This is a genomic window from Undibacterium sp. SXout20W, assembly GCF_049340285.1.
Lineage (GTDB): Bacteria > Pseudomonadota > Gammaproteobacteria > Burkholderiales > Burkholderiaceae_D > Undibacterium.
Genome location: NZ_JBMPPH010000072.1, coordinates 1 through 10,762, shown reverse-complemented (window position 1 = coordinate 10,762; position 10,762 = coordinate 1). Strand labels below are relative to the sequence as shown.

Here is a 10,762-nt window from a genome sequence, read left to right as displayed (position 1 = left end):
TATAGTCACCCAGTAGAGCGTCTATCAGTTCGTTGGATAAAGGCTTTTGATTCTCGGTCATCATTGCTCCTAGCAAAGTAGCAGTTTCCTGCAAAATGACCGTTTACACAAAATTTCTTACACCCTCCTCGCGCGAGTTTAAGCCGTTACGACTTTTTATATTATCGCTGGACGGACTACGCCTGCCAATGCATAAAACTGGTCTGCAAATGACATGTTCTCACATCCGACCAGATTCAGTTGTCCTTTGCGTAGCATATGCATAAGCTCAATTACCGCCAAAATAGTTCTGGCTGCACGAAAGGACTTGAACCCAAGCATCGGACGTGTCATACGCTTGATCCCACGATGATCTTGCTCAACCATATTATTAAGATATTTTACTTGCCTTACAATAACGCTCAGTCCCTTGTCTTCGATGATCTGATCGATTGCTGCTTTATTTGCACCGCTCTTATCCATGGCAACCTTTCCTGGCAAGCCATTGAGAAGCATAGCTTTGTCGAAGAAGCGCATGGCAGCAGCTTTATCGCGTTTAGCAGTTAAAAGAAAATCGATGGTTTGTCCTTCTTTGTCGACGGCACGATACAAGTATTTCCATTGTCCTTTGATCTTGATATAGGTTTCATCCATGCTCCAGCTGCTACCAACAGGGCGTTGATATTTTCTGAATGTTTTTTCGATCAGAGGCAGAAACCGGATTGCCCAGCGGTTGATGGAGGAATGGTCGACAACGACGCCACGTTCTTGCATCATTTCTTCGAAATGGCGGTAGCTGAGTGGGTAAGCTGAATACCAACGAATACAGACGGCTATAATTTCTAACGGAAATCGCATTCGTTTTGTATCAAGCATGGCTCAGCACCAGTTTTAAAAAGGTGCTGCACACTAATGCATGATATTTAGCTTATTCCATTACATCTTAGTTACTACCTACTTAGGTGCAAGTTCACCATAAAAATAAGACGCAGTGACACCACCATCCATCAAGAAATCGCTACCCGTAATAAATGTGCCGTCAGGTCCCATTAATAAGGCACCCAAATTACCAACCTCGTCTGGAGTTCCAGCACGTTGCGCAGGACATAATTTCATCATTCGACGGTAGCCATCACCACGAGGACCCGTCAGCTCATCGTTAGCAAGCGGTGTAATAATGATTCCAGGGCTAATCGTATTAACCCTAGCGCCTCGCTTACCCCAGCGTACCGCCTCAGCCATTACTCGCAATGAATTCCCCCGTTTTGAGACTTGATAAGCATGCAATGAATCTGTGATGTGATCAACCGCCAGCATAGGCAAAGCAAGTAGCTCATCCACCGGCGTAGTAGCGAGCAATTTGTCTTGCTCTGCAGTGAGTGCGGGTAAACGATGTCCCGATTGCGATGCGATGACAACACCAGAACCACCGCTTGTGATGATGTTGCCAAACTCTTCGAGCACCAAAGCAGTACCGTATAAATCGACTTTTAATATGGTCGCGGGATTCGCCTGACTTGGAGACACACCAGCTGCATGGATGACACCTGTTACATTGCCGAAGCTCAACGAGACATCTACCAGCGCATGGACCGATTCGCGGATAGTGACATCAACGATCGCTGTGCTCACCTGATATCCTGCATCATTTAGTACAACGGCAGCGGCTTTAGCGTTGTCCTCTCGTAAGTCAGCCAAGACAATATGCTTACCCACACCGACACGACGGGCAATCGCAATACCAATTGATCCAGAACCGATGACTACAATAACGTCTTTCATACCTATGCTCTCTTAAAATGTTTACTTGAATAACAAACCGACCACTATTTTTTAGTTCTACTCTTCTTCTGCACTGGAAAGATACTGCTCGTCAGTCACATGCTCCATCCATTCAACGCCGACACCATTCAACTTCTCAACAATGGCGATATGCGTCATCGCGGTATCTTTTGTCGCTCCATGCCAGTGTTTGTGATTTGGATCACAACAAATTACGTCACCAGCACGAATCACCTTGACAGGGCCACCCCAACACTGCGTCCAACCACATCCTGCTGTTACGATCAGAACTTGGCCCAACGGATGCGTGTGCCATGCTGTTCGCGCGCCTGGTTCAAATGTCACTGCCGCCCCCATGGAACGTGCTGGCTCTGGTAGATTAAAAAGTGGGTCAATGCGAACATTGCCCGTAAAAAATTCTGCGGTCCCCTTTGTTGATGCTTGAGTACCGACGCGTTTGATTTCCATTTCTTTACTCTTTCACTTTGTTCAAATGACTGACGAGAATTGACCGCGAACTACATTAATCCCTTCTATTTCAAAGGATAGAAATTGACTTATCCACGACTCACACCGATGCTCTGTTTCAATTCCATCGTTGGTGACAAACAAAGTTTGACGATGAGATCTGAGAGACTGTTCAGCGATACTTCATGACCAATGAATGGCTCTCCTTTTTGAGTCAACTGATAGTTGATTTCATCATCGTGAATAAACCACCCTGGTCGTAAAATGGTATAGCCGAGATCGGAAGCCTCGATCACTGCGGCAGAATCACGATATGGGTTGAGCACACTCCGATATTTCTCGCTCGGAACTTCGCTATAGATTCCCATGGAACTAATAAAGATCAACCGCTCCACTGCCGCCATTTTCATCGCGCTAACGATCGATGTAGCTTGCAACTCTAAAGCACCAGAGAGATTGGCATACACAACATCTTGTCCCTTCACTGCTGACGTTAAATGCGGTATATCGAGCACGTCTCCCTCAACCATTGTGACTCTGGAAGGATTTGGATTTTTTAAGCGATTTGACCGACGCAGATAGAGCGTTAAATGAACATCGCTGTGGGCCAAAAAAAATGGAATCGTATTGCGAGCCAATTGACCATTTGCACCAAGTACAAGAACGTTTTTCATATTGATATGTTTTATGATGTTGCGAGCGACATTAATATGCGCGCCTCTTTTCAAAAGGCAGCCTGCATTTCTTTCTTCATCCGCTCTTACAGACCAGTCATCTTCAACGCGCTTTCTGGCAGACGGGCACCTTGTACGGCAATGTCAGAAGCTGCGACAGCGATTTCATCCAGTTCAGCTTTGCTAAAATCAACAGCCAACGCTCCTAAGTTTTCTTCCAGTCTTTCGATTTTCGTTGTTCCCGGAATGGGTACGATCCACGGTTTTTGAGCGAGTAACCAAGCAAGGGCAATTTGCGCAGGCGTGACTTGCTTTCGGGCGGCGATAGAGCACACCAGGTCAACCAACCTCATATTAGCTTTCATTGCATCTGGCGAGAATCGCGGAACCATCGTTCTAAAATCGGTAGGATCAAATTTTGTTTTTTCATCGATTTTTCCGGTCAAAAATCCTGCGCCAAGCGGACTGAAACTCACGAAGCCAATTCCCAGCTCTTCCAAGGTCGCCAACAGCGCCGTCTCGGGGCCACGCCACCATAAAGAATATTCACTTTGCAATGCGGTCACTGGCTGAACAGCATGCGCACGACGCACTGTCTGCGCACTCGCTTCAGATAAACCAAAGTGCTTTACTTTTCCTTGCGCAATGAGATCTTTTACAGCACCAGCAACGTCTTCAATCGGTACGGATGGATCAACACGATGCTGATAAAATAAATCAATACGATCCGATTTCAAACGTTTGAGTGCCGCTTCGGCAACCGCTTTAATATGTTCAGGCCGACTGTTAACACCTGCACGTCTAACGCCAGTGTCGAGATCAATATCGAAGCCAAATTTCGTTGCGATGACAACGTTGTCTCTAACAGGTGCTAAGGCTTCTCCAACTAGACTTTCATTCTCAAATGGACCATACGCCTCTGCCGTATCAAAAAAATTAACGCCCATATCGACGGCGTGGCGCATGAGCGACATCATTTTCTGCTTGTCACCAGCGGGGCCATAAGCGGATGTCATGCCCATGCAGCCAAGGCCGATGGCCGAAACTTCAAGCTTGCTTTGACCTAATAGACGTTTTCGCATATCCATTCCCCTTCGAGTTATCGGTTTACCAATTTCTGGCTAGCTTCTGAATAGCGATTACCTTGAATGTCCAAGGTCGCAAACTGCTTCTCAATATCATCAAGATCAATCTGATTGAGTACCACATCCGTTGCACCAATGTTTTCTTGCAAGCGATGTAATTTCGTGGTTCCTGGAATGGGTACAATCCACGGTTTTTGAGACAGTATCCATGCAAGCGCAATTTGCGCCGGCGTTGCCTTCTTGACTGCCGCAATGTGCGTTAACACATCAATGACAGCCTGATTGGCTTTCCTCGCCTCTGGCGACAAACGTGGTACTGAATTTCGGAAATCAGTGTGGTCAAATTGTGTTGTCTCAGTAATGGCACCAGTTAAAAAACCTTTTCCTAGCGGGCTAAACGGAATAAAGCCAATGCCCAACTCTTCCAGCGTTGACAAGATCTCATCTTCTGGCTCGCGCCACCATAACGAGTATTCACTCTGCAATGCGGTCACTTTCTGAACGGCATGCGCCCGACGTATAGTGCTTGCACTGGCCTCTGAAAGACCGAAATGCTTTACTTTTCCCTCTTGAATGAGGTCCTTCACTGTTCCCGCAACTTCCTCAATGGGTACATTGGGATCGACCCTATGTTGATAGAGAAGATCGATATAATCGGTCTTAAGTAGTTGTAATGAAGTCTCTACTGCAACACGGATACTTGCAGGGTGACTATCCAGACCATTTTTAATATCGCCTTCTTTAAACCCAAATTTAGTCGCGATAATGACCTGTTCTCGAACCGGAGCGAGCGCATCGCCGACGATTTCTTGATTCAGCGCGCCATAGGCTTCCGCTGTATCAAAGAGGGTGACGCCCGCATCGACCGCTTGACGAATCAATTGGATCGCAACGTCCTTATCAGTCGCCGGCCCATAACCAAAGGTCAACCCCATGCATCCCAATCCAATCGCGGATACCTCTAAATCGCTATTTCCTAATTGACGTTTTTGCATTTTTCCTCTCCAAGACATCATAGGGCAAAGATGCCGCCTGTCTGCTCACCGAACAAACTTATCCCATAGCGCTACTGTACAGACGACCTGCACTTTTGATTAGACGGTATAATCTGCATGAGCTTATGAATGGAATTCATTAATGTCGCAAGAGAACTTTAATAGCCTGATAGCTTTTGTTGCGATTAGCCGAGAAGGCAGCTTTACCAAAGCGGCGGCAAAGCTCGGCGTGTCCCCCTCTGCGCTGAGTCACACCATGCGGGCGTTAGAGTCCCGACTAGGTGTTCGGCTACTCACCCGAACGACTCGCAGCGTTTCACCCACAGAGGCGGGAGAACGCCTCCTTGCCTCGGTGGCACCACGGTTGGATGAAATTGAGGCAGAGGTTGCGGCGTTAAGCGCGTTACGTGACAAACCGGCCGGCAATATCAGGATTTCTGCCGCGGGTCATGCAGCCACAAATGTCGTGTGGCCTTTACTAGAAAAATTTTTACCGAACTATCCTGACATCAAAGTCGAAGTCATCATCAACTATGGGCTCATTGACATTGTCGCTGAGCGATTTGATGCGGGTGTAAGGCTAGGCGATCAAGTCGCCAAAGACATGATCGCGGTTCGAATCGCACCGGACTTACGCATGGCCGTCGTTGCCTCTCCTAGTTATTTTTCGAAGTATCCGGCTCCCAAGATACCGCAAGATCTTGCCAACCATAATTGCATAGGATTTCGATTAGCAACGCACGGGGGGTTATACGCGTGGGAATTCGAAAAAGAGAAGCACACCGTCAATGTTCGCGTCGAGGGACAACTCACTTTTAATACCAGCCCTCAAATGGTCTCAGCTGCATTGGCTGGATTAGGTATAGCCTATGTTCCAGAGGATATGGTAGAACAAGATATCCAAGCAGGACGTCTTGTGAGAGTAATGACAGAATGGTGCCCTTACTTCCCAGGCTATCACCTATATTTTGCAAGTCGACGTCAACTATCGCCCGCTTTCGCTGTTTTACTTGATGCCCTAAAATTAAAATCCACTTAGTTTTTTCAGTATTTATCAGCAGATTCAACCCGCGTTCACTAGGTGTGCCAACTTTATTTGTGCTTCAAAACAACGCATTAACAAAATATGGCAGCCGGTCACCCAGACCACCAATTTTGCTGGTAAAACATATTCGCTTCGCCATATCGGTCATTAATGAGAAACATCAAATTGTGGCGTGTGAATTGACCACGCCTGACGTAGATAACCCAACTGCAGTTCCTGAGCTGCTTGATCAAATCGCTACACCCATCAGCACATTCATGGACGATGGCGCTTATAACGGTGAACCGGTTTCTCAGGCCGTTTTGGGCAAGCATCCTGATGCTCAAATCATTATTCCACCGCGTAACACTGCGGTCGTTTCTCAGGCCGGCAATACGCAACGAGACGAGCATATTCAGACAATTGCAAAACTAGGGCGCATGCCCTGGCAGAAACTCACTGGCTACAACACACGCAATTATGCTGCGCTTGCCGTACAGTGCTACAAGCACATCTTCGGCAACACGCTCAAGGCGCGTGCTTTACCACAGCAAAAAACTGAGGCGTGTATCAGTTCGTCCGTACTCAACATCATGACCATGCTCGGCATGCCAGTGTCTGTAAAAATCTAAAATAGTGACCTCATCGGGTAATATTTCCTCAATTTCCGATTTATTCAACAACGCTGACGCGCATGGCGCACGACCAGTCACCCGCTCTCACATTACTGATGTAAGATCGGCGTACAGCAATTGCGCAGTATGCCGAATTACCAAATTTGCGGAGCATATACAATGCAAATAGCTAATACAACGCTAACAAGCGCAATGTGTGGCAAGCTTTATCTTATTTTTTTCAATGAATGGAAGTCAACCATGGTTAGACGCCACATTGTGCCAATTATGTGTACTTCGCTACTTTGCTCGCTAGCGCACGCCGAGGCGGACGACGGCGTTGCGCCATACCGGCCCACCGTATCCAATCCGGCGCAGTTGTCGTTTCCAGGGCAGTTGGAGCTCGAATTTGGTGGACTCAGCGCTAAGACGGGTGACGTGAGTCGCGGCAGCTTACCTTACCTACTTAAGCTGGCTTTTAATGAAAATTGGGGTGTACTTTTAGGCGGCGAAGCCTGGGTTCGCAATGCCAGCAACGGTGCCGTGGATCGCGGATTTGGTGATACAACCGCCACACTTAAGCGGGCATTTTTAATCAGCGAGGCCACCGCGTTGGGACTTGAATTCAATGTAAAGTCGCCCACGGCGAACACGGCAATAGGTACCGGAAAGGTGGATTACGGCATCAACGGAATTGTTAGTCATGATTTTGGCCAAATTGACATTGATCTCAACCTAAATGTGACGCACCTAGGTGGCACGGATGCTTTGGAGGGGGCTGTTCAAACCGGTTGGGCCGGATCGCTTTCCTATACCGTTGACGACAAATGGCAGTTGGACTTGGAAGTCTCAGGCACCAAACGACGCCTTGTACCGAATACGGCACAATTTCTGGCTGCGGTGAGTTACAGCCCGACTAAACGCATGACCGTGGACATTGGTATCGTTAAAGGCTTAAATCCGTCATCGCCGGATTGGGCGATTTTCACTGGAATCGTGGTTCCAGTCACAAAATTTTGGTAGTCGCTCGATATCAGATTCTTGGTCACTAGATGATTGACTAAATCATTCAAATACCAAACTTCGTAGCAGGATTTAATGTTGATAAGCTTTGGTCCGTACAGTGATATGCCAACCGGATTTGTATACCTGCTTTCCAGGTACCTGATGGGGTCTTGACGATGGTAGCCATAAATTCTTTCGTACTGAGTTAATTTGCTCAATGTACTGAAATGTACGTTTCGTCCTCTCAAAAAACAAAAAAAGGACTTAGATATAAATCTAAGTCCTTGATTTTGCTACTCTATTCTGGTGGGCCTCCCGTGAGTCGAACACGGTACCAACGGATTATGAGTTTGCCAGCGAAACCATTTACCTAGGACAATCTACAGCAAGTTAGCGTAAGTTAGGATTGCCTTTATAGTATATGAATCAATAGGTTAGCACAATTAAAAGAAATTAGGAAAATTTTACGAGTGTACCGAAACTGTACCGAAAACTTCCGCGCAGACACGCGATTTAATTATTTTTTAACCTAGAAAAAACCGACATAATTTTCTAGGGAGAATTAGCGAGATCACCACCAATCATTTCAGCGGTGCATGCAGACAAAGTTCAACCGAGGTGTCCATCCCCATTGTTGTAATAAACATTGGATTTATTTCCTCTACCAACCTTTGGCATCATGTTGGGCATCATTGGACGCAAGCCAGCCCAAGGAACAACCGAGCGAGTACTTACCGTAGGAAAACAGGTATTCACCCAATCAATTAACGGCTTTATTCGGTCTGATCGTCACGTGAGGGGCTAATTAGTGGTACGAACAGAGTGATTGAGTCTGACGAGTAGGCGATCATTCGCGCTACGAAACAACGGCAGCGCAATTCATAATGAAGCAGGTCAAGAGAGCACAAACTTATTTAGATGACCTAAATGCGATCGAAGCACATATCATTGCGAGAGGTGACCCGCAAGGGGCTGCTGATCTTTGGTTGCAGATTGATGGTCAAGTCGATCTTTTAGCAGATCCAAATCATCCGCGTCGGAAAGGGTTGGTGGTTCTTGGTGGGGGTTCTAAGCCCTAACCGACGGAGTTTGTCCAAAATAACTGATTAGCTACAATATCGAGTATCATGTTGCGCTAGCGATCCTCACGCGTATGCCACAGTCGTAACACATAGATGGTAGTTGCTTGAATTTCGTAGCGGATTTCATAGTGTCCGATGAGAATTCTGCGCACCTCACGTGGCTCGAATTCTTCCAGACTTTCACCGATACGCGGGTTCGCCAATAAGCTTGCCGGTGCTGCGGTAAGTGATTGCACCGTACGCACCGCAACGTCCTTATTTACCGCCGCCAGAAATTCATAAAGTCGCGTCAAATCTGATAACGCCTTACTGGTCCACTTCAGTTCCATCAGCGTGGCGCCGGCAATGGTGTATCGGTATTCAGGCTATCCGCCCACGCCTGTATAGACTGATGACTGATGACGCAACCCGCGTCCACATCAGCCAACGCTTCAAGGGTCAGGCGACTCCGTTCTTCCTCCTGATCGATCCAGGCTGACAGCGCCTGTTTCATGATCCAGCCGCGAGACCGTTCAAGGCGAGCTGCTAGCTGATCGACTTTCTCGGCTAGTGGTAGCGGTACATGTGCAGTTAATACTTTGGTGTCTACATGAGCCATTTCAATTTCCCCTTTATCTAAATTTTGCCTTGCTGGAATACGCCCCTGCGATAGATCACGATTGCGAGCGTATTTTTTTGAATTACATGTGATTCAAAGTTAATCATAATGATTCAATTTGATTTAGTCAAGAAAGTGTCAGATTGGGTTATACCTAACCTAATGCCAGGATAAATAGCATCGCCCCGTCAAAATAGAGGGTTCCGTCGCATTAACTTTTTAAAAGAGAAATCGGTTAAGAGCGGTACAAGTAAAGCAGCGATTGATCAGATCATCGAAGAAAAGGGACTGAGCGTGATTGTAAGGCAAGTAAAATATCTCAATAATATGGTTGAGCAAGATCATCGTGGGATCAAGCGTATGACACGTCCGATGCTTGGATTCAAGTCATTTCGTGCAGCCAGAACTATTTTGGCGGGAATTGAGCTTATGCATATGCTACGCAAAGGACAACTGAAGCTGGTCGGATGTGAGAACATGTCATTTGCAGACCAGTTTTATGCATTGGCAGGCGTAGTCCGTCCAGCGATAATATAAAAAGTCGTAACGGTTAAAAGTTGGCTTTACTATTCAAGAAGACCAAGTTGAATTGAGCATAATACGAGATTTGCTAAGTTGTTCACTTTCATTTTTTCCATAATACTGCTTCGATACGCTTTGATCGTTCGTTCTGCATAGCCCAATTCATAGGCAATTTGCTTGTTTAATCGACCTCTTATCACACGATTAAATACTTGTAATTCTGTATCTGACAACGCTGCATAACTGCAGCGCAAGTCATCTAACAAAGCTCTTGATTGCAGATTGCCCAAGCAGTGCTCATGGGCCTTCTCGATCGAGGATAAAAGCTGTTCTGTTTGAATAGGCTTACTTAAGAAGTCTTCCGCTCCAGCTTTCATTGCAAGAACGCTCAACACGATGTCAGTATGCGCCGTCAGGAAAATGACGGGTATCGCGCATCCGCGCTCCTTTAACGTTTTCAGAACATCCAACCCGCTTAAGCCAGGCATGGTCATATCTAACAGAATGCAGCTGGCGTCATCTTCAAATTTTGCTTGTAAAAATTGAATGCCAGATCCAAATGTCGAAACACGATAATTACGCACCTTTAATATAGACTCCAAAGTGGAGCGAATTAAGGTGTCATCATCGACAACATAAACAAGTGGATTTGATGCTATTGGCATATTAGTCCGATACTCAACGAAGAATAAATAAAGTAGACAAAAAATATTTTTAACTCGTCGCTTTTAGAGGAATTAGTCCAGCACAGTATTGGAAATTCGCTACAAAGTATCTTTTTTTCAGGTTAGAAGACGCATTTAAGTTTTGGCGGATTCAATTTCGAAGTGCAACCACATGTTGATGCGATTGTAACTGCTTCATAAATACTTGGTGCGGCGTTTTGAAGCCGAGACATTTTCTGGGACGATGATTTAAGCTGTTCATCGCCCAT

The 10,762-nt window shown here is 46.3% G+C and carries 13 protein-coding genes and 3 pseudogenes; 5 read left to right on the top strand and 11 right to left on the bottom strand.

The annotated features are described in order from the left end of the window. Positions 1–156: 156 nt before the first annotated feature. The 6 genes from ACO0K1_RS19470 to ACO0K1_RS19445 form a co-directional block, all read right to left on the bottom strand. Positions 157–855: an IS6 family transposase gene (locus ACO0K1_RS19470; RefSeq protein ID WP_423028764.1), complete on the bottom strand. Its 699-nt coding sequence runs from the start codon at positions 853–855 to the stop codon at positions 157–159. A 78-nt stretch (positions 856–933) separates the two neighbouring features. Then, entirely contained in the window at positions 934–1,761 is an 828-nt protein-coding gene (locus tag ACO0K1_RS19465; protein ID WP_423028762.1) for an SDR family oxidoreductase, read from the bottom strand. A 57-nt stretch (positions 1,762–1,818) separates the two neighbouring features. After that, entirely contained in the window at positions 1,819–2,229 is a 411-nt protein-coding gene (locus tag ACO0K1_RS19460) for a (R)-mandelonitrile lyase (protein WP_423028760.1), read from the bottom strand. An 89-nt stretch (positions 2,230–2,318) separates the two neighbouring features. Then, positions 2,319–2,903 (bottom strand): NAD(P)H-binding protein, encoded by a 585-nt coding sequence (locus ACO0K1_RS19455; RefSeq protein WP_423028758.1) that lies wholly within the window; start codon positions 2,901–2,903, stop codon positions 2,319–2,321. A gap of 86 nt (positions 2,904–2,989) precedes the next feature. Next, positions 2,990–3,985, bottom strand: a complete 996-nt coding sequence (locus tag ACO0K1_RS19450; RefSeq protein ID WP_423028757.1) for an aldo/keto reductase — start codon at positions 3,983–3,985, stop codon at positions 2,990–2,992. Between the two features lie 17 nt (positions 3,986–4,002). Beyond that, the gene (locus ACO0K1_RS19445; protein WP_423028756.1) at positions 4,003–4,983 is read right to left on the bottom strand and encodes an aldo/keto reductase; all 981 of its coding nucleotides are present in this window, start codon (positions 4,981–4,983) and stop codon (positions 4,003–4,005) included. Between the two features lie 142 nt (positions 4,984–5,125). Here ACO0K1_RS19445 and ACO0K1_RS19440 point away from each other — a divergent pair, with 142 nt between their 5' ends. The 3 genes from ACO0K1_RS19440 to ACO0K1_RS19430 all read left to right on the top strand — a co-directional run bounded on the left by ACO0K1_RS19440 (position 5,126) and on the right by ACO0K1_RS19430 (position 7,644). Next, complete coding sequence (locus tag ACO0K1_RS19440; RefSeq protein WP_423028754.1) at positions 5,126–6,022, top strand: LysR family transcriptional regulator; 897 nt, start codon at positions 5,126–5,128, stop codon at positions 6,020–6,022. A 44-nt stretch (positions 6,023–6,066) separates the two neighbouring features. Next, positions 6,067–6,639: a transposase gene (locus tag ACO0K1_RS19435; RefSeq protein ID WP_423028752.1), complete on the top strand. Its 573-nt coding sequence runs from the start codon at positions 6,067–6,069 to the stop codon at positions 6,637–6,639. A 243-nt stretch (positions 6,640–6,882) separates the two neighbouring features. Beyond that, entirely contained in the window at positions 6,883–7,644 is a 762-nt protein-coding gene (locus tag ACO0K1_RS19430; RefSeq protein WP_423028750.1) for a transporter, read from the top strand. A gap of 594 nt (positions 7,645–8,238) precedes the next feature. Here ACO0K1_RS19430 and ACO0K1_RS19425 read toward each other — a convergent pair. Beyond that, positions 8,239–8,415, bottom strand: a pseudogene (locus ACO0K1_RS19425) (FAD-dependent oxidoreductase); the annotation flags it as partial. Positions 8,416–8,510: 95 nt separating this feature from the next. Between ACO0K1_RS19425 and ACO0K1_RS19420 the strand changes: the two are divergent. Next, positions 8,511–8,705: a hypothetical protein gene (locus ACO0K1_RS19420; RefSeq protein ID WP_423028748.1), complete on the top strand. Its 195-nt coding sequence runs from the start codon at positions 8,511–8,513 to the stop codon at positions 8,703–8,705. 56 nt (positions 8,706–8,761) lie between these two features. Here the strand turns inward: ACO0K1_RS19420 and ACO0K1_RS19415 are convergent, their stop codons facing one another. Continuing rightward, the gene (locus ACO0K1_RS19415) at positions 8,762–9,037 is read right to left on the bottom strand and encodes a type II toxin-antitoxin system RelE/ParE family toxin (protein WP_423028746.1); all 276 of its coding nucleotides are present in this window, start codon (positions 9,035–9,037) and stop codon (positions 8,762–8,764) included. Further along, positions 9,037–9,306: a CopG family ribbon-helix-helix protein gene (locus ACO0K1_RS19410; RefSeq protein ID WP_423028744.1), complete on the bottom strand. Its 270-nt coding sequence runs from the start codon at positions 9,304–9,306 to the stop codon at positions 9,037–9,039. Before ACO0K1_RS19410 ends, ACO0K1_RS19415 begins: the two co-directional genes overlap by 1 nt. 237 nt (positions 9,307–9,543) lie before the next feature. Here ACO0K1_RS19410 and ACO0K1_RS19405 point away from each other — a divergent pair. Continuing rightward, a pseudogene (locus ACO0K1_RS19405) lies at positions 9,544–9,843 on the top strand (DDE-type integrase/transposase/recombinase); the annotation flags it as partial. Positions 9,844–9,872: 29 nt separating this feature from the next. Here the strand turns inward: ACO0K1_RS19405 and ACO0K1_RS19400 are convergent. Together ACO0K1_RS19400 and ACO0K1_RS19395 are read right to left on the bottom strand one after the other, a co-directional pair. After that, positions 9,873–10,493, bottom strand: a complete 621-nt coding sequence (locus ACO0K1_RS19400; RefSeq protein ID WP_423028742.1) for a response regulator transcription factor — start codon at positions 10,491–10,493, stop codon at positions 9,873–9,875. A 151-nt stretch (positions 10,494–10,644) separates the two neighbouring features. After that, positions 10,645–10,762: pseudogene (locus ACO0K1_RS19395) on the bottom strand (IS30 family transposase); the annotation flags it as partial.